The 20761-nt window shown below is 66.1% G+C and carries 17 protein-coding genes and 1 pseudogene; 12 read left to right on the top strand and 6 right to left on the bottom strand.

Features of this window, described 5'->3' with window-relative positions:
- The first annotated feature begins 38 nt into the window (after positions 1–38).
- From BRX37_RS13480 to BRX37_RS13465, 4 genes are all read left to right on the top strand, one after another.
- Positions 39–1073: a patatin-like phospholipase family protein gene (locus BRX37_RS13480; protein ID WP_125987573.1), complete on the top strand. Its 1035-nt coding sequence runs from the start codon at positions 39–41 to the stop codon at positions 1071–1073.
- Positions 1066–2526 carry a GntP family permease gene (locus BRX37_RS13475; RefSeq protein ID WP_125987571.1) on the top strand — a complete coding sequence of 487 codons (1461 nt, stop codon included), beginning with the start codon at positions 1066–1068 and terminating at the stop codon, positions 2524–2526. Before BRX37_RS13480 ends, BRX37_RS13475 begins: the two co-directional genes overlap by 8 nt.
- A gap of 45 nt (positions 2527–2571) precedes the next feature.
- Positions 2572–3474: a DMT family transporter gene (locus tag BRX37_RS13470; protein WP_125987672.1), complete on the top strand. Its 903-nt coding sequence runs from the start codon at positions 2572–2574 to the stop codon at positions 3472–3474.
- A gap of 72 nt (positions 3475–3546) precedes the next feature.
- Positions 3547–4521 (top strand): cupin-like domain-containing protein, encoded by a 975-nt coding sequence (locus BRX37_RS13465; RefSeq protein WP_125987569.1) that lies wholly within the window; start codon positions 3547–3549, stop codon positions 4519–4521.
- Between the two features lie 6 nt (positions 4522–4527).
- On the opposite strand, the gene BRX37_RS13460 is transcribed toward BRX37_RS13465, so the two are convergent.
- Positions 4528–4806, bottom strand: a complete 279-nt coding sequence (locus BRX37_RS13460) for a chorismate mutase (RefSeq protein WP_004207932.1) — start codon at positions 4804–4806, stop codon at positions 4528–4530.
- 161 nt (positions 4807–4967) lie between these two features.
- On the opposite strand from BRX37_RS13460, the gene BRX37_RS13455 reads away from it, so the two are divergent.
- The 8 genes from BRX37_RS13455 (at position 4968) to BRX37_RS13420 (ending at position 15305) form a co-directional block, all read left to right on the top strand.
- Positions 4968–5993, top strand: a complete 1026-nt coding sequence (locus BRX37_RS13455; RefSeq protein ID WP_004207933.1) for a polyprenyl synthetase family protein — start codon at positions 4968–4970, stop codon at positions 5991–5993.
- A 100-nt stretch (positions 5994–6093) separates the two neighbouring features.
- Positions 6094–6873: a TSUP family transporter gene (locus BRX37_RS13450; protein ID WP_125987567.1), complete on the top strand. Its 780-nt coding sequence runs from the start codon at positions 6094–6096 to the stop codon at positions 6871–6873.
- A gap of 121 nt (positions 6874–6994) precedes the next feature.
- Positions 6995–8512, top strand: a complete 1518-nt coding sequence (locus BRX37_RS13445) for an arylsulfatase (RefSeq protein ID WP_125987565.1) — start codon at positions 6995–6997, stop codon at positions 8510–8512.
- Positions 8513–8629: 117 nt separating this feature from the next.
- Entirely contained in the window at positions 8630–11080 is a 2451-nt protein-coding gene (gene hrpB / locus BRX37_RS13440; RefSeq protein ID WP_125987563.1) for an ATP-dependent helicase HrpB, read from the top strand.
- A 56-nt stretch (positions 11081–11136) separates the two neighbouring features.
- A complete protein-coding gene (locus BRX37_RS13435; RefSeq protein ID WP_004207936.1) occupies positions 11137–11415 on the top strand; it encodes an ETC complex I subunit in 279 nt (92 codons plus the stop codon).
- A 164-nt stretch (positions 11416–11579) separates the two neighbouring features.
- Positions 11580–11825, top strand: a complete 246-nt coding sequence (locus tag BRX37_RS13430; protein WP_004207937.1) for an acyl carrier protein — start codon at positions 11580–11582, stop codon at positions 11823–11825.
- Between the two features lie 133 nt (positions 11826–11958).
- Complete coding sequence (gene spt, locus BRX37_RS13425) at positions 11959–13191, top strand: serine palmitoyltransferase (protein ID WP_010336299.1); 1233 nt, start codon at positions 11959–11961, stop codon at positions 13189–13191.
- A gap of 122 nt (positions 13192–13313) precedes the next feature.
- On the top strand, positions 13314–15305 hold the full coding sequence (locus BRX37_RS13420; protein WP_125987561.1) for an ATP-binding protein: 1992 nt from the start codon (positions 13314–13316) through the stop codon (positions 15303–15305).
- Here the strand turns inward: BRX37_RS13420 and BRX37_RS13415 are convergent.
- The 5 genes and pseudogenes from BRX37_RS13415 to gcvPA form a co-directional block, all read right to left on the bottom strand.
- On the bottom strand, positions 15262–16143 hold the full coding sequence (locus BRX37_RS13415) for a hypothetical protein (protein ID WP_125987559.1): 882 nt from the start codon (positions 16141–16143) through the stop codon (positions 15262–15264). The two genes, BRX37_RS13420 and BRX37_RS13415, sit on opposite strands and share 44 nt — an antisense overlap.
- 76 nt (positions 16144–16219) lie before the next feature.
- A pseudogene (locus BRX37_RS13410) lies at positions 16220–16519 on the bottom strand (DUF938 domain-containing protein); the annotation flags it as partial.
- Positions 16520–16925: 406 nt separating this feature from the next.
- Positions 16926–17642: a DUF938 domain-containing protein gene (locus BRX37_RS13405; RefSeq protein ID WP_125987557.1), complete on the bottom strand. Its 717-nt coding sequence runs from the start codon at positions 17640–17642 to the stop codon at positions 16926–16928.
- Between the two features lie 73 nt (positions 17643–17715).
- Positions 17716–19287 (bottom strand): aminomethyl-transferring glycine dehydrogenase subunit GcvPB, encoded by a 1572-nt coding sequence (gene gcvPB / locus BRX37_RS13400; RefSeq protein ID WP_125987555.1) that lies wholly within the window; start codon positions 19285–19287, stop codon positions 17716–17718.
- Positions 19284–20642 carry an aminomethyl-transferring glycine dehydrogenase subunit GcvPA gene (gene gcvPA, locus BRX37_RS13395; protein WP_125987553.1) on the bottom strand — a complete coding sequence of 453 codons (1359 nt, stop codon included), beginning with the start codon at positions 20640–20642 and terminating at the stop codon, positions 19284–19286. Before gcvPA ends, gcvPB begins: the two co-directional genes overlap by 4 nt.
- Positions 20643–20761: the final 119 nt, after the last annotated feature.

Genomic DNA, 20761 nt, shown 5'->3' with positions numbered 1-20761 from the left:
CCGACAGCGGGGCATCCCCGCCAAGCGCGAGGTGCCCGATGCCCGATCCGACTGCCGCACCGGAAAGCCGCCTGATCGACCTGGCCCTGCAGGGCGGCGGCGCCCATGGCGCCTTCACCTGGGGCGTACTCGACCGCCTGCTGGAGGAACCCTGGCTGCGGATCGACGGCATATCGGGCACGTCGGCCGGGGCGATGAACGCGGCCGTGCTGGCCAGCGGCTATGCCCATGGCGGCGCGCCGGGCGCCCGCCGCGCCCTCACCCGCTTCTGGAGCAAGGTGTCGGACGGGGCAATGTTCAGCCCGTTCCGCCGCAGTCCGCTCGACATAGCGCTCGGCCGCTGGACGCTCGATTATTCGCCACTCTATGTCGGCATGGACCTGATGGCGCGGCTCTGCTCGCCCTATGATCTCAATCCGGGCGGGTTCAACCCGCTGACCGACATCCTCAACGAATGCGTCGATTTCGACCATCTTGCCGCCAGCCCGATCCGCCTGTTCATCACCGCGACCAGCGTGCGCACCGGCCAGGCCCGCGTGTTCCGCAATGCGGAGATCACCCCCGACGTTCTGCTCGCCTCCGCCTGCCTGCCGACCATGTTCCACGCGGTCGAGATCGATGGCGAGGCCTATTGGGACGGCGGCTATTCGGGCAATCCGACGCTGACGCCGCTGGTGCGCGACTGCGATTCGGACGACACCATCCTGATCCAGGTGAACCCGGTCGAGCGCGCCACCGACCTCTATGCCGCGCGCGACATTGCCAGCCGGTTGAACGAGATTTCCTTCAACGCCGTGCTGTTGCAGGAAATCCGGATGATGGCGCTGCTGCGCCAGGTTGCCGACCCCGGCCATGGCGAGGGCGAGAAATGGGCGAAGATGCGCATCCACCGCATCGCCAGCGCCGACATGCTGCAATTCGGCCATTCGTCCAAGCTGAACGCGGAATGGGCTTTCCTGTGGAAGCTCAAGAAGATCGGGCGCAAGGCGGCGGACGATTTCCTGAAGGATCATGGCCAGGCGATCGGCCGGGAATCGACGCTCGATATCGACGCGCTGCTCGCCCATGTCTGAGGCATTGAGCTTCCTAGGCATATTGGTCGCGCTCGGCGCGCTGATCGCCATGGCCTATCGCGGCTGGAGCGTCCTGTTCCTCGCCCCGGCGCTGGCGATGATCGCCGCCAGCTTTTCGGGCTATCCGATGCTGGCGAGCTGGACCCAGATATTCATGGTCGCCGCCGCGGGCTTCCTCGCCCAATTTTTCCCGCTCTTCCTGCTCGGCGCGATCTTCGCCAAACTGATGAACGACAGCGGATCGGTGCGCACCATTGCCGATGCCATGATCGGCTGGCTGGGGTCCAGCCGCGCGATCATGGCGGTGGTGCTGGCCGGCGCGATCCTGACCTATGGCGGGGTCAGCCTGTTCGTCGCCTTCTTCGTGCTGGTGCCGATGGCGCAGGCGCTGTTCCGCGCCGGCAATATCCCCCGGCGGCTGGTGCCCGCGACCATCATCCTGGGCACATCGACCTTCACCATGACCGCCCTGCCCGGCACGCCCGCGATCCAGAATGTCATTCCCATGCCCTTCTTCGGCACCTCCATCTATGCCGCGCCGGGCCTCGGCCTGATCGCCGCGATCATCATGCTGGCGGTGGGGCTGGGCTGGCTGCTGCGAGCACAAGGGTCAGCCGCCGCCCGGCAGGAGGGCTATGACCCGAGCCTGTCCCCGGCCGTGCCGGTCGACAGCGCGCGGATGCGCGAGCATACGACGACGGCCTCCACCTTCGACCCCGCAGAGATGGACAAAGGGGCACCCACCGACGACCGCCCCTCGCTCGCCATCGCCTTCCTGCCGATCGGGGTGATGATCGGCTGCAACCTCATCCTCTCGCTCTGGCTGTTCCCGACCTGGGATGCGCCCTTCCTGGCGGAGCCGCTGTGGGGCAGCACCAGCCTGGGCGCGGTTGCGGGCATATGGTCGGTGACGGCAGCACTCATGATCGCGACGCTCGCCATCATCCTGTGCAACCGGGGCCGCCTCGTCAGCCTGCGCGACAGCATCGATTCGGGCGCCAACGCCGCCGTGCTGCCGATCATCAGCGTGGCGAGCCTGGTCGGCTTCGGCGCGGTGATCGCCGCGCTGCCCGCCTTCCACATGATCCGTGACTGGGTGCTGGGCATGGGCGGCGGGCCGCTGGTGTCGCTGGCGGTGGCGACCAACCTGCTCGCTGCGCTCACCGGATCGGCATCGGGCGGGCTCACCATCGCGCTGGAGGCGCTGGGGCCGACCTATATGGAGATTGCGGCGCAGACCGGCACCGATCCCGCCATCATGCACCGGGTGGCGGTGATCGGGTCCGGTACGCTGGACATATTGCCGCATAATGGCGCGATCGTCACTCTGCTGGCGCTGAGCGGCGTCACCCACCGCGAATCCTATCTGGATATCGCCATGGCCGGCATCGTCAGCTCGCTTGCAGCGCTGGTCGCCGTGATCCTGATCGGGTCGACGATCGGCAGCTTCTGATCCTTTAACCCCTTGGCCGGGTCGACAGGCGCGCGCGCATCGGCCATGGGCTGCGCCATGTTCGGCATCATCGCATCCCTGTTGTTCGTCCTGATCTGGTCCACCGGCTTCATCGTCGCCCGCGCGATGGTGCCCCATGGCGCGCCCGAGCTGATCCTGGCCGCACGCCTGTGCCTGACGGCGCTACTTCTGGGTGCGCTGGCGCTGCATGGGCGCCAGCCCTGGCCGCGCGGCCGGCAATTGAGGCTGCATCTGGCGGCGGGTGCGATGCTGCACGGCCTTTACCTCACGCTCAGCTGGTGGGCGGTCAGCCATGGCATGCCGGCCGGCATCATGTCGCTGCTGGGCGCGACCCAGCCGCTGATGGTCGCGGTCGCCAGCGTCGCGATCCTGGGCGAGCGCTTGCCCGCGCGCGCCTGGACCGGCCTTGCCATCGCCATCCTGGGCGTCGGCTGCGTGCTGATGCCGGCGATCGCCAAGTCGGGCGCGGGCGCGATCACGCTCATTCCCGCGATCGGCGGCATCGTCGCGGTGCTGGCGATGACCGGCGGCACGCTGATCCAACGCGGCACGATCGGCGGCGATCCGATCTGGGTGTCGGGCGCGGTGCAGAATGCCGGCGGCGCGCTGGTGGCGATCGCCGCCACCCTGATCGTGGGCGAATGGCGCTGGGACAATAGCCCGATGATGTGGATCGGCCTCAGTTGGTCGGTGCTGGGCCTGTCGGCGGCCGGCCTGTCGCTGCTGGTCTGGCTGGTGCGCACCCAGGGACCGACGCGCATGTCGATGCTCCTCCTGCTGGTGCCGCCGCTCGCCGCGGTCGAGGCCTGGCTGCTGTTCGGCGAGAAGCTCGGCCCGGTGCAGATCGCCGGCTTCGCGCTGGCGTTGGGCGGCGTGCTGCTGGGCCGGTCGCAGCCGAAGCGGACCGAGGTGGTGGAGCCAGCCTGAACCGCCACCGCGCCGTCACAGGTTCGTCACATCCTGCAACATGGCGGTCATGATCGCGCGCTAGGGCGGGTCATGAGCAAATCTGGCCGCACCCCGCCGCTTCCCTCGATCCTGTCGCAGGCGGCGGACATGCAGATGCAGATGACCCTGCGCCAGGTCGGCTTTGGCGCGCCGTCCGCCAATGCCGCGCCCCATGTGCCGCCCAAGCCTGTGCCCGCGCCCCGCGACGACAGCGCGCTCGCGCTCAAGCGGCGCGACTGGCTGCTCAACGTCATGGAGCAGCAGCGCGCGCTGTCGCCCTATGCCTCCGGCCTGCTGACCGCCGACGCGCTGTCAGGCGAGGATTTCCTGCATAATTTCTACGCGCCCGGCCGCCCGGTCCTGATCAAGGGGGCGATGGAGGGCTGGCCCGCCCGCGCGAAATGGACACCGGACTATCTGGCCGATGCCATTGGCGTGGCGGAAATCGAATATCAGGGCGGCCGCGCGCAGGCCGCCGACTATGAACTGGCCAAGGACCGGCACAAGCGCCGCGCGCCGTTCCGCCAGTTCATCGACCTGGTGCGCGACGGCGGCAATGACGCCTATCTGACCGCCTATAACAGCGCGGCTAATGGCCCGGCCCTCGCGCCGCTACAGGCCGACCTTGGCCATCCCGACGCCTATCTGGCACCGACGCCGGGCATGTTGTGGATCGGCGGCGCGGACGCGTTCACCCCGCTCCATTTCGACCTCACCAACAACCTGCTAGCGCAGGTGACGGGCACCAAGCATGTCATTTTGGTGCCGCCGTCGCAGACCCATCGGCTGGCGCATAACCGCCATGTCTTCAGCGATGTCGGCGACCTGACCGATCCGGCGCGGCTGGCTCGACACCCGCGCGCCCGCGACGTTCTGCGCTACGAAGTGCGGCTGACGCCGGGCGACCTGCTCTTCATCCCGATCGGCTGGTGGCATCAGGTCCGGTCGGAAAGCTTCTCGACCATGCTGACCTACACGCATTTCCACTGGCCCAATGCAGGCCATGAAAATTATCCGAAGGATTAAAGCCTCTTATCCCTCCCGCAGCCGCTCGTGATGACGGATCACCTCATCGATGATGAAGCGCAGGAATTTCTCGGTGAAGTCGGGATCGAGATTGGCGTCGAGCGCGAGCTGGCGCAGGCGCGAAATCTGGCGTTCCTCCCGCCCCGGATCGGCCGGCGGCAGGTCATGGGTCGCCTTATATTCGCCGACCGCCTGAGTGACCTTGAACCGCTCCGCCAGCATGAAGACGAGCGCCGCGTCGATATTGTCGATGCTCTCGCGATAGCGCTTCAAAGTCTCGTCCACCTGGCATTCTCCACAGGGGCATCGCGGCGGGAAAAGGCGTGGCTTTTCCGTTACTGCGATGCGTCAATCAATCGTCCGGCGCGCTTTTTGCGCCATTGCGCCGCGCAGGCAAGCTATTCCCGCTTGCCATCTGCTTTTTGCCCCGCCAGAGGACGCTTGTCATGACTGCATCCTCCCCCGGCAACGTCCACCCGATCGGCCGCACCAGCGCCCCTTCGCTCGCTCCCATCATGGCGCTCGTCGCCGATGGCATGAACCAGGTGAACAGCGTGATCCTGGACCGGATGCAGTCGCGCATCCCGCTGATCCCGGAACTGGCCGGCCATCTGATCGCCGGCGGCGGCAAGCGACTGCGGCCGATGCTGACGCTCGCCTGCGCTGACCTGGTCGGCTATGCCGGATCGCGCCATTACAAGCTGGCCGCATCGGTCGAGTTCATCCACACCGCCACGCTGCTGCATGACGATGTCGTCGACGGATCGGGCCTGCGCCGCGGCCGCAAGACCGCCAACATCATCTGGGGCAACAGCGCCTCGGTGCTGGTCGGCGACTTCCTCTTCTCCCGCTCCTTCGAGCTGATGGTCGAGGCCGAGTCGCTCAAGGTGCTGAAGATCCTGTCGGGCGCATCGGCGATCATCGCCGAAGGCGAGGTCAACCAGCTGACCGCCCAGCGCAAGATCGACACCAGCGAAGAACAATATCTCGACATCATCGGCGCCAAGACCGCCGCTTTGTTCGCCGCCGCCTGCCGCATTTCCGCCGTGGTCGCCGACCGCAGCGAGGCGGAGGAACATGCGCTCGACGTCTATGGCCGCAACCTTGGCATCGCCTTCCAGCTGATCGACGACGCGATCGACTATGAATCGGACGGCGCCACCATGGGCAAGGATGCCGGCGACGATTTCCGCGATGGCAAGGTCACGCTGCCGGTGATCCTGGCCTATGCGCGCGGCTCGGACGAGGACAAGGCCTTCTGGAAGGCCGCGATCTCGGGCCATCGCATCAGCGACGAGGATCTGGCCCACGCCACGCAGCTGCTGCGCCAGACCGGCGCGATCGCCGACACGCTGGCCCGCGCCCGCCATTATGGCCAGCGCGCGATCGATGCGCTGGGCATGTTCGATGCCGGCAAGGCGAAAGCGGCCCTTACCGAAGCGGTCGAATTCGCGATAGCACGGGCATATTGAGGAACGAGCGGCTTCGCTCGTCCCTCCCATCATCATCCCGGCCTGACAGCGAAGTCCTTTCGCATCCTTTGGGGCTGCGAAATTTAGGGCTGTTGCGCGCGTGATCCTCTCCCCCGAAACCATCGCCTTCCTCATGGCCGCCGCCTTCATGGCCGGCTGCATCGACGCGATGGCGGGCGGGGGCGGCCTCATTGCCCTGCCCGCATTGCTTGCCGCCGGCGTACCGCCAGTGCCGGCGGTCGCGACCAACAAGCTGCAAAGCTGCCTGGGCACCTTCGGCGCCTGCGTCGCCTATGCCCGGCGCGGCCATATGGACCTTGCGACCTACAAGGGGCCGGTGATCGCCGCCTTCATCGGGTCGATCGGTGGCGCCTGGCTGCTGCAACGGGTCGATCCGTCGATCCTGGCCGGGCTGATGCCCGCGCTGCTGATCGCAATGGCGGCCTATTTCACCTTCTCGCCCAAGCTCAGCGACGCCGATCGCCATGCCCGCGCCGGCATGTGGGGCCTGTCCGGCATGATCGGCGTGGTCGGCTTCTATGACGGCTTCTTCGGACCGGGCGCCGGCGCCTTCTACACCACCATCTTCATCGCGCTGGGCGGCCTGTCGCTGCTGCGCGCCACCGCCCAGACCAAGGCCGCCAATTTTGCGTCCAATGTCGCGGGATTGCTGACCATGGTGGCGGGTGGCCATGTCATCTGGATCGCGGGCCTGGCCATGGCGGTCGGATCGATCACCGGCGGCCAGATCGGATCGCACCTTGCCATGCGGTTCGGCTCGAAGCTGATCAAGCCATTGCTCATCATCATGTCGCTGGCGCTGACGACCAAGATGCTGCTCGATCCGAAAAACCCGATCCACATCTATCTGTTCGGCTAGGCCCCCCCCCCTTCTCCGGGCATAGGGGATGTCCCCGTCGCTTCTCGGGATTATCCCCATGCAGCGTCGCGGACCACCCGCCATTAGCCTTCCGCCGATCCATCATGGTCGGAGACTCGGCATGGCTACGAAGAAACCCAATATCCTGGTCATCTGGGGTGACGATATCGGCTGGCAGAATGTCAGCGCCTATGGCCTGGGCACGATGGGCTATACCACGCCCAATATCGATAGCATCGGCTATGGCGGCATCCGCTTCACCGACCATTATGCCCAGCAAAGCTGCACTGCCGGCCGCGCCGCCTTCATCACCGGCCAATATCCGATCCGCTCGGGCATGGTGACGGTGGGCCAGCCGGGCGATCCGCTCGGGCTTCAGCCGGCATCGCCCTGCCTGGCTGAAGTGCTCAAGGCGGCGGGTTATCGCACCGGCCATTTCGGCAAGAGCCATCTGGGCGATCGCAACGAGCATCTGCCGACCAACCATGGCTTCGACGAGTTTTTCGGCAACCTCTATCATCTCAACGTGTCGGAAGAGGAAGAGCAGCGCGATTACCAGAATTTCGCCAAGGCCCATTCGGGCAGCGTCGAAGCCTATATGAAGAAATTCGGCCCGCGCGGCGTGATCCACAGTTGGGCCACCGATGTCGACGACCCGACCGAGGATCCGCGCTACGGCAAGGTCGGCAAGCAGAAGATCGTCGACACCGGCCCGCTACACCAGGAACGGATGCACGAGGTGGACGAAAAGGAATTCATCCCGCCCGCGCTGGAGTTCATGCAGAAGGCCAAGGATGCCGACGAGCCATTCTTCGTCTGGCTCAACACCAGCCGCATGCACCTCTACACCCGCCTCAACGACAAATGGCGCTATGCGGCGGAAAAATACACGTCGGACGCCGACCTGCACGGCTCGGGCATGCTGCAGCATGACCATGACATCGGCATCGTGCTCGACTGGCTGAAGGAAAGCGGCCTGGAGGAGGATACCATCGTCTGGTATTCGACCGACAATGGCCCGGAACATTCCTCCTGGCCGCATGGCGCGACCACGCCCTGGCGCGGCGAGAAGATGACCACCTATGAAGGCGGCGTCCGTGTCATCTCGATGCTCAAATGGCCCGGCGTGATCGCGCCGATGCAGCTCAAGAACGGCATCCAGTGCCATCAGGACATGTTCACCACCCTCGCCGTCGCCGCCGGCGTCACGGACGTGAACGAGAAGGTTCTCAAGGAGAAGAGCCAATATATCGATGGCGTCAACAACATCGACTATTGGACGGGCAAGGCCGAGGATTCGGCGCGGAACCATGTGTTCCACTATAATGAATCCCGGCTCACCGCGCTGCGCATGGGTCCGTGGAAATGGCATTTCTCGACCAACGAGGATTATTACGGCACCATGGTCGGCCGCTCAAAGCCGATGGTCTTCAACATCCGCATGGATCCGTTCGAAAGCTATGACAACAGCGACTCCTACGGCCATCTGCTCCAGAAGGTGGCGTGGCAGACCGGGCCGCTCGGCGCGTTGATGACCGAGCATCTGACGACCCTCGCCCAATATCCGCCGGTCCAGGGCGGCAAGAGCTTCGACATGTCCAACGTGGTCGAACAGTTCATGAGCAAGGGCCACGACTGACCGTCGCGCGCCAGCGCCGGAATAGACGCAATGCCCGGAGCCGCACGGCTTCGGGCATTGCCGTTCTATCCTGCGCGCCTTGCGCTCTGGCCTGATTGGCGCGAGAGGGGGTGGATCATGACCGCCCCTGCTTTGCCGATCCATGCCGTCCTGCCCGACCTGCTCGCCGCCCTACGCGCTAGCAGCAATGCCGTACTGGTGGCGCCGCCGGGCGCGGGCAAGACGACGGCGGTGGCCCCGGCCCTGCTCGACCAGCCCTGGTGCGAGGGCCAGGTGCTGCTGCTCTCCCCCCGCCGCCTCGCCGCGCGCGCCGCAGCCGAGCGCATTGCCGAAATGCTGGGCGAACAGCCCGGCGGCACGGTCGGCTATGCGACGCGGATGGACAGCAAGGTCAGCGCGAAGACGCGGCTGCTGGTGCTGACCGAGGGCATTTTCGTCCGCCGCATCCAGGATGATCCCGAACTGGCGGGCGTGTCGGCGGTACTGTTCGACGAAGTGCATGAGCGCAGCCTGGACAGCGATTTCGGCCTGGCGCTGGCGCTCGACGCGCAGGCGGCGCTGCGCCCGGACCTGCGTATCCTGCCGATGTCGGCCACGCTCGATGGCGCGCGTTTCTCGACGCTGCTCGATGGCGCACCGGTGATCGAGAGCGAGGGCAAGATCCAGCCGCTCGAACTACGCCATATCGGCCGCCATGCCGAAAAGCGGATCGAGGATGAGATGGCCGCCGCCATCCGCCGCGCGCTGGAGGAAGAAACGCAGGGCGACCTGCTCGCCTTCCTGCCCGGCGTCCGGGAAATCGAGCGCACCGCCGAACGGATCGAGGGCGGCGCCTTCGAGGTCCACATGTTGCACGGCTCGCTCGATCCGGCGGCCCAGCGCGCCGCCATCCGCCCCTCGCGCGCGGGGCGGCGCAAGGTGATCCTGGCCACATCGATCGCCGAGACCAGCCTGACCATCGACGGCGTGCGCATCGTCGTCGACTCCGGCCTGGCTCGCCGCCCGCGCTATGATCGCGCCGCCGGCGTCACCCGCCTCGTCACCGAACGCGCCAGCCAGGCATCGGCGACCCAGCGCGCCGGCCGTGCCGCGCGCCAGCGGCCCGGCGTCGCCTATCGCCTGTGGGAAGCAGCAGCGACCGCGGGCATGCCGCCCTTCGACCCACCCGAAATATTGGAAAGCGATCTTTCCAGCCTGCTGCTCGACTGCGCGCTGTGGGGCGTGAGCGATCCGGCCAGCCTGCGCTGGCTCGACGCGCCACCCGCCGCCGCCGTGGCCGAGGCCGCCAAGCGACTGACCGCCCTGGAGGCGCTCGACGCCGATGGCCGCATCACGGCCCATGGCAAGGCGCTCGCCACCCTGCCGCTGGCGCCGCGCATCGCCCATATGCTGGTGCGCGCCGGTGAGCGCGGCCTTGCCCACACCGCCGCCGAGATCGCGGTCCTGCTCGGTGAACGCGGCCTGGGCGGCCAGGATACCGACCTCACTTTGCGGCTCGGGCGCTGGCGGCGCGAGGGCGGCAAGCGGGCCGAGGCCGGACGGGGATTGGCGAAGCGCTGGGCCAGGTTCGTCGATGCGCAGCCGCCCGCAGAGGGTGGACTGCACGATGTCGGCCTCTGCCTTGCCCTCGCCTTTCCCGATCGCGTCGCCAAGCGCCGCTCCGCCGATGGCGCCGACTGGGCCAGCGTGGGCGGGCGCGGCTTCCGGCTCGATCCACTCTCGCCATTGGCCGGCGAAGCCTGGCTGGCGGTGGGCGAAGTGCAAGGCAGCGCCGCGGGCGCGCGCATATTGTCGGCCGCCCCGATCGGCGAGGCGGAGGTGATCGCTTTGTTCGGCGAGCGCATCGCCGAACATCGCACGGTGAAGTTCCGCCCCGCCAATGGCGGGATCGAGGCGCTGCGGGAACGCCGGCTGGGCGCAGTGCGCCTGTCGTCCGGTTCCGACGACCGACCCAACCCCGACGCCGTGGTCGCCGCGCTGGTCGATGGCGTGCGGCAGGGCGGCCTTGTCCTCCTCCCCTGGTCGGAAGCGGCGCAATCGCTGCGGATGCGGGCGGACTTTGCCGGGATCGAGGCGCTGTCCGACGCGGCGCTGATCGACACGCTGGACGACTGGCTGCCGCCGCTGCTGGCGGGCAAACGCCGCCTGTCCGACATCGACCGGTCGCAGCTTTCGGGCGTGCTCGAAACGCTGATCGGCTGGGACGGCAAGCAGCAGCTCGATCGGCTCGCCCCGCCCGATTTCCGGTCGCCCGCCGGCTCCACCCATGCGATCGACTATGCGGCCGAGGGTGGCCCGCGCGTGGAATTGCGGGTGCAGGCGCTGTTCGGCCTGTCGCAGCATCCGACCGTCGGCAACCAGCGCATCCCGCTGGTCCTCTCGCTCACCTCGCCCGCCGGCCGGCCGATCCAGACGACACGCGACCTGCCTGGCTTCTGGGCCGGCAACTGGCGCGACGTGGCCAAGGAAATGCGCGGCCGCTATCCCCGCCACCCCTGGCCCGACGATCCGGCAAGCGCCAATGCCACATTGCGCACCAAAAATGCGGACGCGCGCCGCAACTCTTGACTTGGGCGTGACCGCTGGTGCAACGCACAATGACGATTTTACGGAGTTTCATCGCGATGACCGCGCGCATTTACCAGATCCAGAAGAACGCCCTCCAGTCCGGCAAGGCGCTGACTCACAAGTGGGTGCTGGAATATGCGCCCGCCGAAGCGAAGAAGGCCGATCCGCTGACCGGCTGGGCCGGCTCGGGCGACACCAAGCAGCAGCTGAAGCTCAGCTTCTCCTCGCAGGACGCCGCCGTCGCCTATGCCGAGCGCGAGAAGATCGCCTACACCGTCATCGCGACCCCGCCCAAGACGCTGAAAATTCAGGCCTACGCCGACAATTTCCGCTGACCCTCCCGCCCCTGCGGGGCTGGAATAGCAGAGCGCGGCGCGACACGGCGCTCCGCGAACAAGGCATTTTGCCCCAGATGCTGCCCGATTGACGCCTTATTCGCTTGCCAAAGAGCAAGCCAAGGCGGCAAAAGCCGTGCTTTCATGGAAAGATTGAAGAGATAATGACCGATCGCAGCGAGATTTTCGACAGCGTCGCAGCGCAGATCGCCCCTTTCAACAAGAAGGGCGTCGAACTGTCCGAAGCCACCACCTTTGCCGGCGACCTGGAATGGGACAGCCTGACTGTGATGGATTTCGTCGCCGCCATCGAGGACGAGTTCGACATCATCATCACCATGAACATGCAGGCCGAGATCGAGACCGTGGGCCAGCTGGTCGACGCGGTCGCCAAGCTCAAGGCCGCCTGACACTTTAACTACCGTTCGGGCTGAGCGAAGTCGAAGCCCATTGCCGAGCGGAGCCGAGGCTCCATGCTTCGCCTTCGCTCAGCAGCGTCCTTCGACTTCGCTCAGGACGAACGGGTTTGGGATCATTGATATTATGACCGACGCCGCCATCGCCACCGAAACCCGCGATCTCTTCTCCAAGTTCGATCCGCTGATCAACGAGCGCGAGGCGCTGCTGGCGACGGGCGTGCGCGATCCCTATGCGATCGTCATGGACCAGGTGCTCTCGCCCACCCGCGCGATCATCAAGGGCAAGGAAACCATCCTGCTCGGCACCTATAATTATATGGGCATGACCTTCGACCCCGACGTCGTCGAAGCCGGCAAGAAGGCGCTGGACGAGTTCGGCGCCGGCACCACCGGCAGCCGCGTCCTCAACGGCACCTATCAGGGCCACAAGGAAGTCGAGGACGCGCTCAAGGAATTTTACGGCACGAGCGGAGCCATGGTCTTTTCGACCGGCTATCAGGCGAACCTGGGCATCATCTCCACCCTCGCGGGTAAGGGCGACTATGTCGTGCTCGACGCCGACAGCCACGCCTCCATCTATGACGGCTGCGCCATGGGCAATGCGGAGATCGTCCGCTTCCGCCACAACAGCGTCGAGGATCTGGACAAGCGCCTGGGCCGCCTGCCCGCCGACGCGCTGAAGCTGGTCGTGCTGGAAGGCGTCTATTCGATGCTGGGCGACGTCGCGCCGCTGCCCGAGATGGTCGCCGCCATCCGCAAGCATCCCAATTGCATGATCCTGTGCGACGAAGCCCATGGCATGGGCTTCTTCGGGCCCAACGGCCGTGGCGCCTATGAGGAACAGGGCGTCGAGGGCGAGATCGACTTCGTGGTCGGCACCTTCTCCAAGTCGGTCGGCACGGTCGGCGGCTTCTGCGTCTCGAACCATCCCAAGTTCGAAATCCTGCGCCTCGTCTGCCGTCCCTACGTCTTCACCGCCTCGCTGCCGCCCAGCGTCGTCGCCACCGCCGCGACCAGCATCCGCAAGCTGATGCACGCCGGCGAAAAGCGCGCGCATCTGTGGAAGAACAGCCAGCGCCTGCACAAGGGGCTGACCGACCTCGGCTTCAAGCTGGGCAGCGCCACACCGCAGTCGGCGATCATCGCCGTCATCCTGACCGACCAGATGCAGGCGGTGGCGATGTGGCAGACGCTGCTGGAGCTGGGCCTCTACGTCAACATGGCGCGCCCGCCGGCAACCCCGGCCGGCACCTTCCTGCTGCGCTGCTCGCTCTGCGCCGAACATAGCGACGAGCAGGTCGAACAGATCATCGCCATGTTCGAGACCGCCGGCAAGGCCACCGGCGCGATCAACTGATCGCGCTTTTCGACACTCCGACGATCGACCGGGTATTTCCTGCGATAGAATCTGCTACAGCAGCGGAACCATCTAACCTGCATATTCGCGCGGTTAACATAGTTCGGTTAGTGTAACGGTATATGGCGGAACGCGAAGTGATCGATGAACAGGACCGGGGCTGGCGCGCCGCGGCGCGGCGCTACATGCCCCTGGTCCTTGGCATATTGCTGATCGGATCGCTCGGCGCCCTGCTCTACAGCGCCAGCAGCGCCTCGCGCGATCATCAGCGCGCCCTTGCCGAACAGCAGCGCAGCTGGGAAATCATGGCGCTCGCCCGCGCCTTCGAGGCCAAGACCGCCCGCGCCGAAGTGACGCTGGCCCGCTATGTCATCAGCCTCGATCCCGACACCGGCCGCCTGTTCCAGGACCAGTGGCGCACCGCCGCCAGCCAGCTCAAGTCGCTGACCTATGCCACCCGCAAGTCCGACTGGCAGCGCGGCAATGTCCGCGCGCTCCAGGCCGCCTTCGAACAGCGCGGCAAGACGCTGAGCGAAATCGGCCTGCGCACCACCTATGACCAGAAGATGGGCGCGCTGGCGCAATTCCATCAGGCCGGACGATCGCAGGATATCAAGCGGCTGACGGCGCTGATCGATCTGGTGATCCAGGCCGAAAATGCGCGGCTGCGCGAACGCAGCCTGGCCGTCAGCCTGGCGGGCGACCGCACCGAACTGGTCGGCAAGACGTCGCGCATGGTCGGCCTCGCCCTGCTGGTCTGCGTGCTGTTCGCGCTGTGGCTAGTCAATGCCGCCTATACCGAACGGCGCAACGCACGCCGCATGGCGGATATGGAGGCGGAACGCGCCGACCGGCTGGAAGAGGCCGTTTCCGCCCGCACCAGCGAATTGTCGGACGCCTATGAGCAGTTGAAGCGCGAATCCGCCGAGCGCGCCGCCGCCGAGGATAATCTGCGCCAGATGCAGAAGATGGACGCGGTCGGCCAGTTGACCGGTGGCATCGCCCATGACTTCAACAATATGCTGGCGGTCGTCGTCGGCGGGCTGGAACTGGCCAAGCGCAAGCTGCGGCTGAAACCGGCCGAGGCCGGCCATCATCTCGACAATGCGATGGAGGGCGCCAACCGCGCCGCCGCGCTGACCCGCCGCCTGCTCGCCTTTGCCCGGTCCGAACCGCTGCTGCCCAATGCGGTCGATCCCGACAGCCTGCTGCGCGGCATGGCCGATCTGGTCGATCGCACGATCGGTGACCAGATCATCGTCAGCTTCGCCCACAAGGCGAGCGGCTGGCGCATCTTCGTCGACCAACATCAGATGGAAAATGCCCTCCTCAACCTGTGCGTCAACGCCCGCGACGCGATGGAGGGCCGGGGCAAGCTGACCATCTCGACCGGCCAGACCCAGCTTGCCGCCAACCAGATCGGCGAATGCCCGGCCGGCGACTATGTCACCGTCAGCGTCACCGACAATGGCTGTGGCATGACGGCCGAGGTCGCCGCCCGCGTGTTCGAGCCCTTCTTCACCACCAAGCCGGTCGGCAAGGGCACCGGCCTTGGCCTCAGCCAGATTTTCGGCTTCGTGCGCCAGAGCCAGGGCGAAATCCGCATCGAATCCGAACTGGGCACCGGCACCAGCGTCCATATCTACCTGCCGCGCCGCATCCTCACCGAGCAGGAGGCCGCGGCAGAGGCCCCGGCGAGCGAACAGCTGCACGCGCTCCATCCACCTACCCGCATCCTGGTGGTGGAGGATGATCCGCGCGTGCTGAACCAGACCATGGCGGCGCTAGCCGAACTCGGTCACCTGCCGATCGCCTGCGACCATCCCAGCAAGGCGGCCAAGCTGCTCAGCAACAATGCCGATATCGGCCTGATCATGAGCGACGTGCTGATGCCCGACATGACCGGGCCGGAAATGATCCGCACCCTGCCCGCCCATATGCGCCATCTGCCGGTGCTGTTCGTCACCGGCTTCACCGGCGACGCGACCGACAGCGACGATTTCCGGGGGCATGAAGTGCTGCGCAAGCCCTACACGCTCAATGCCCTGGGCCTGGCGCTGTCGAACGCGCTCAGCGGATCGAACCACCCAGGAACAGCCGCGGCAGCAGAGTGACCGCGCCCAGCAGCGGCCAGCGCCGCTGCCAGGGCTTGATCTCGATTGCAGTGCCGGCATGGCGGTTGATCTTCCACGCCAGATAATCGATCCCGCCGGCATAGGTGAAGCTCGCCTTGGCGAGGCGCACCACCGACAGATATTTGCCGCGCCGCTGCAGCCCGCGCCAGACCTTGTCCGCATGGTCGGGCGACGGCGGCAGCCCCTCGGCCAGCGCCGCCGCGCCAAAACGGCGATAGCGGTCGGGATCGGCATCGACGATCGAGAGCGAGCGCCCCTTCTTCTCCGCCCGCAATTCGGCATTATAGGTCAGCGTGAAGCCGACCTTCCACAGCGCCACGGGGTCATCCCCCTGCCCGTCCGCCATCGGCCGGGCGAGCGACAACAGGGTCGGCGCGGCCTGCGCCACCGCCGCCAGCGCGCGCTGGCGCGCCAGATCATCCGCCGACCACAGCAGCCGGGACGGCTGGGCAAAGCGCGCCCAGACCGAGACATTGTCCGCCTTCATGCTGTTCAGCCGGGCAAAGTCCGCCTCCGACAGCACGGCATATTTGGCGATCAGGCCGCCATGTTCGAACGGAAAGACATTGGGCGGGATCGCCCGGTTGGCGCGCGCCAGCCAGCCCTTGCCATAGGCCGCCTCATAATCGGAGACGATCAGGTAGAAATCGAGCATCAGCCCGTCGAGATTGGCCTCGCGCAGGCAGGAGCCGTAGAAGAGCACCGCCCGCGCCGCGCCGGGATATTTCGCCGCCAGCGCCCCCGCCATGGCGGCCGCGCGCGGATCGGCCGGCGCGGACAGTTCGGCAGCGACGAGCGAGAACAGGCTGTTGGTCATCGCCAAGCGCTTTAGAGCCTGATTCCGCCGGGTGGAAGCATCTTGCGCGGATCATGCGCGCACGACCATCAGCGCCCTATCCCCGACGATAGACCAGCATCAGATTATTGGCCGGCATCGCCACCCGCCGGGTGCGTTCCAACCCGACATCGGCCGCCGCACGGTCGACATCGGTCAAGGTCCGCAGGCCCCATTGCGGGTTGCGATCCTTCAGCGACAGGTCGAACGCCAGATTGGAGGAGGCGGTCGGCACATCATCCTCGACATAGGGGCCATAGAGGATCAGCGGCGCGCCCGGCGCCAGCAATTGCGCGCCACGCGCCAGCAGCCCCAGCGTAGCGCCCCAGGGGCTGATATGCACCATGTTCATGGTTAACCACTACGCCACGGTCACTCTGAGTGGAGCAGCACTTTTGGGTGAGAAGCGGACCGGCGGCTTCCACCCTGTTTCAAGCCAATACCTGACAGAGAAATCTACGAAGGGCGGCTTGGGCTATTGGGGGGATGCCCGGCGTCGCCAAAGCCCCCAGCACAGCCAACCTAAATTAAACAAGCAGAGCAGCCCTCCGCCCAAATTCATCCAATCGCGCTTAACCCCCTGCAACGGGCTAAAATGGAGACCCGCCCAAAGCAAGGCAGCAAAAGCCAAGCCGTTGAACCACAAAAATAGAGAGTTACGCAGGTCTTCGCTCATCGGATGGCCAATTCTTTCGCTCGACGGCATATGTGTCTGCTTCTGGGGAGCGCTGCAAACAGTATAAACGGCAAGAAATGGTCGGTTTTCAGATATCTTGGTCGTGATGGTAGATCAGCATCAGATTGTTAGCTGGCATTTCAACCCGCCGGACCCGTTTGAATCCAAACTCAACCGCGACCTTATCTATGTCAGACACGTTACGAATGCCCCACTTCGGGTTACGCTCCATCAATGAGCGATCAAAGGCCAAATTCGACGGCGCAATTTCGACACCATCTTCCAGATACGGGCCATAAAGGATCAGCGGTGCCGCAGATGGCAGCAGCCTCTCGCATCCTCTGAATAGTCCTACTGTTGCTGCCCATTCGCTTATATGGATCATGTTGATACATAAACAGGCAGCATAACCTACTGATTTTTCTTCCCCACAACTGTTAGACTGCATGTTGATGCACAGGAGCGCGTCGGCCGCATCGATCGGCCAGTCGGCACCCGCCGCGTCGAGCAGCAGCGGCGTGCGCAGATTGGGCAGATTGGCGTCGCCGCGCAGCGCCGCGATCGAGGCCAGCGCGGCGGGATCGGGATCACTGGGCTGCCAATCGAGCGCGGGGAAAGTGACGGCGAAGTGGACGACATGTTCGCCGCTGCCGCTCGCCACTTCCAGCACCAGGCCGGCATCGGGCAGTTCGTTCCGCAGGACAGCCGCGATCGCATCGCGGTTGCGCAGCGTCGCGGGGGCATGGCGGCGCGGATCGGGGCCGTCACCCTGCGGCGTCCAGGGTGCGGGGGCGTCCTGTGTCATGGACAAATCCTTGTCTGTAGCCGGCCGATGCAAAAAGGGCGGTGGAGATCCTCCACCGCCCTTTGCTTCCGGCTTATTCGGCGGCGACCGCCAGATCCGGTTCGGACCAGGTCAGCACCGGCTTGCGCGCGGCCAGCGTCTCGTCGAGGCGACGGCGCGGCGCGTGATAGGGCGCGCCCTTCAGCGCCTCGTCACCCGCCTTGGCCCGTTCGGCCAGACTGCGCAGCGCCATGATGAACTGGTCGAGCGCCGCCTTGCTTTCCGTCTCGGTCGGTTCGACCAGCATCGCGCCATGGACGACCAGCGGGAAATACATGGTCATCGGGTGGAAGCCCTCGTCGATCAGGCCCTTGGCGATGTCGAGCGTGGTGAAGCCTTCGGCCAGGCCCTTGTCGCTGAACAGCGCCTCATGCATGCACGGGCCGGCCGCGCCGAACGGGGCGTCGAGCACGTCATCCAGGCTGCGCAGGATATAGTTGGCGTTCAGCACCGCGTCGCTCGCGACCTGGCGCAGGCCATCGGCACCGTGGCTGAGGATATAGGTCAGCGCGCGGGTGAACATGCCCATCTGGCCATGGAAGGCGACCATCCGGCCAAAGGTCTGGGCGTGGTGATCCTCCGCCGTTTCTTCCTCGACCAGCACGAACTTGTCGCCCTGCTTTTCCACGAAGGGGAGCGGCGCGAAGGGCGTGAGCGCTTCCGACAGCACGACCGGACCGGAACCCGGACCACCGCCGCCATGAGGCGTCGAGAAGGTCTTGTGCAGGTTGATGTGCATCGCGTCGACGCCCAGGTCGCCGGGGCGGACCCGGCCGACGATCGCGTTGAAGTTCGCGCCGTCGCAATAGACGAAGGCCCCGGCGGCATGGACCGCGTCGGAGATCGTCTTCATGTCGCGCTCGAACAGGCCGCAGGTGTTGGGGTTGGTGATCATCACCGCCGCAACGTCCGGTCCCAGACGGGCCTTCAAGGCTTCCAGATCGACGCGGCCATCCGGGGTCGCGGGAATATCCTCGACCTTGTAGCCGCAGAAGGCGGCGGTGGCGGGATTGGTGCCGTGTGCGCTTTCGGGCACCAGGATGACGCTGCGCGCGTCGCCACGGGCTTCGAGCGCGGCCCGGATCGCCAGCAGGCCGCACAGTTCGCCATGGGCGCCCGCCTTGGGCGACATCGCGACCGAGTGCATGCCGGTCAGCGTCACCAGCCAGGCGGCCAGTTCATGGATGACGGCCAGCGCGCCCTGCACCGTCGACTGCGGCTGCAGCGGATGGATGTCGGCGAAACCGGGCATCCGCGCGACCTTTTCGTTGAGGCGCGGGTTATGCTTCATGGTGCAACTGCCGAGCGGGAACAGGCCAAGATCGATGGCGTAGTTCTGGCGCGACAGGCGGGTGTAATGGCGCACCGTTTCCTGTTCCGACAGGCCGGGCAGGCCGATGCTGTCGGTCCGGGCCAGCGAACCGAGGCGGCTGGCCACCTTGGGCGCATCGGCGAAATCGACGCCGGTGGTGTCGGTCGAGCCGATCTCGAAGATCAGCTTTTCTTCCAGCATCAGCGCGCGGTTGCCGGTGGCGGTTGCCGGGGCCATATGCTCCTGCGCGACGGCCTGCGGGGTGGTCGGGCGACCTTCCTTCAACATGGTCATGCCAGTTCCTCCTCAAGCGCTGCGGCAAGGGTTTCGATATCCTCCGGCGTGACGGTTTCCGTCACGGCGACGACCAGGCCGTGGCCGATCTCCGGCGCGTCCGGGAACAGGCGGCCGAGCGAGACGCCGGCCAGCACGCCCTTGTCGGCGAGGTTGCGGACGACCTCGCGCGCATCCTTGGTCAGGACCAGCGTGAATTCGTTGAAGAAGCCATCGTTGAGCAGCGTGACGCCCGGCACCTTGGCCAGACGGTCAGCAGCCTGCACAGCCAGGCCGTGGTTCAGGGTCGCCAGCTCGCGCAGGCCCTTCTCGCCCAGCAGGGTCATGTGGATGCTGAAGGCCAGCGCACACAGGCCCGAATTGGTGCAGATGTTCGACGTCGCCTTTTCGCGGCGGATATGCTGCTCGCGGGTCGAAAGCGTCAGCACGAAGCCGCGCTTGCCGGCCGCATCGACCGTCTCGCCGCACAGGCGGCCCGGCATCTGGCGCACATATTTCTGCTTGCAGCCGAACAGGCCCAGATAGGGACCGCCAAACTGCAGGCCGACGCCGATCGACTGGCCTTCGCCCACGACGATGTCCGCGCCCATATGGCCCGGCGCCTTGATCGCGCCCAGAGCGACGGGTTCCGTCACCACGGCGACCAGCAGCGCGCCGGCGGCGTGCGCAGCGTCGGCCAGCGGGGTCAGGTCGGCGATGCGACCGAGAATGTCGGGATATTGCACGACGACGCAGCTCGTGTCCTTGTCGATCGATGCGATCAGCGCGTCGATGTCGGTCGCGGCGTCCAGCGTCGGCGCCTGATGCACCAGCGCGTCGCCGGTGAACTTCGCCATGGTGTTGGCGACCAAGACATAATGGGGGTGCAGGCCGGACGACAGCAAAGCCTTGCCGCGCTTGGTGATGCGGCGGGCCATGCCGATCGCTTCCCAGCAGGCGGTCGAGCCGTCATACATGGAAGCGTTGGCGACATCGACGCCCAGCAGGCGGGCGACCTGGGTCTGGAACTCGAACAGCACCTGCAACGTGCCCTGCGCGATTTCCGGCTGATAGGGCGTGTAGGCGGTCAGGAACTCGCCGCGCTGGATCAGATGATCGACGCTGGCGGGGACATGATGCTTGTAGGCGCCGGCGCCCAGGAAGAAGGGCGCTTCCCCTGCCGACAAATTCTTGCGAGCGAGCGCGCCCATATGGCGCTCGACCGCCAGTTCGCTGGCATGATCGGGCAGGCCGGCGATGGTGCCGCTCAGGCGGGCTTCGGCGGGCACATCGATGAACAGATCATCGATCGTCTCGGCGCCGATGACGGACAGCATCTCCTGCCGGTCGGTGTCGGTAAGGGGTAGGTAGCGCATTCTGACTCCTTCTCCCCTCCCCTTCAGGGGAGGGGCCGGGGGTGGGGGCTGTCCGCCTGGCGCGGCGCCCTGGGGCGGTCCCCCACCCCAACCCCTCCCCTGAAGGGGAGGGGCTAATG

The sequence above is a fragment of the Sphingomonas sp. S-NIH.Pt3_0716 genome, assembly GCF_003950715.1.
Taxonomy (GTDB): domain Bacteria; phylum Pseudomonadota; class Alphaproteobacteria; order Sphingomonadales; family Sphingomonadaceae; genus Sphingobium; species Sphingobium yanoikuyae_A.
Note: the sequence above shows the minus strand (reverse complement) of the source record. Positions and strands in the feature narration are given on the sequence as shown.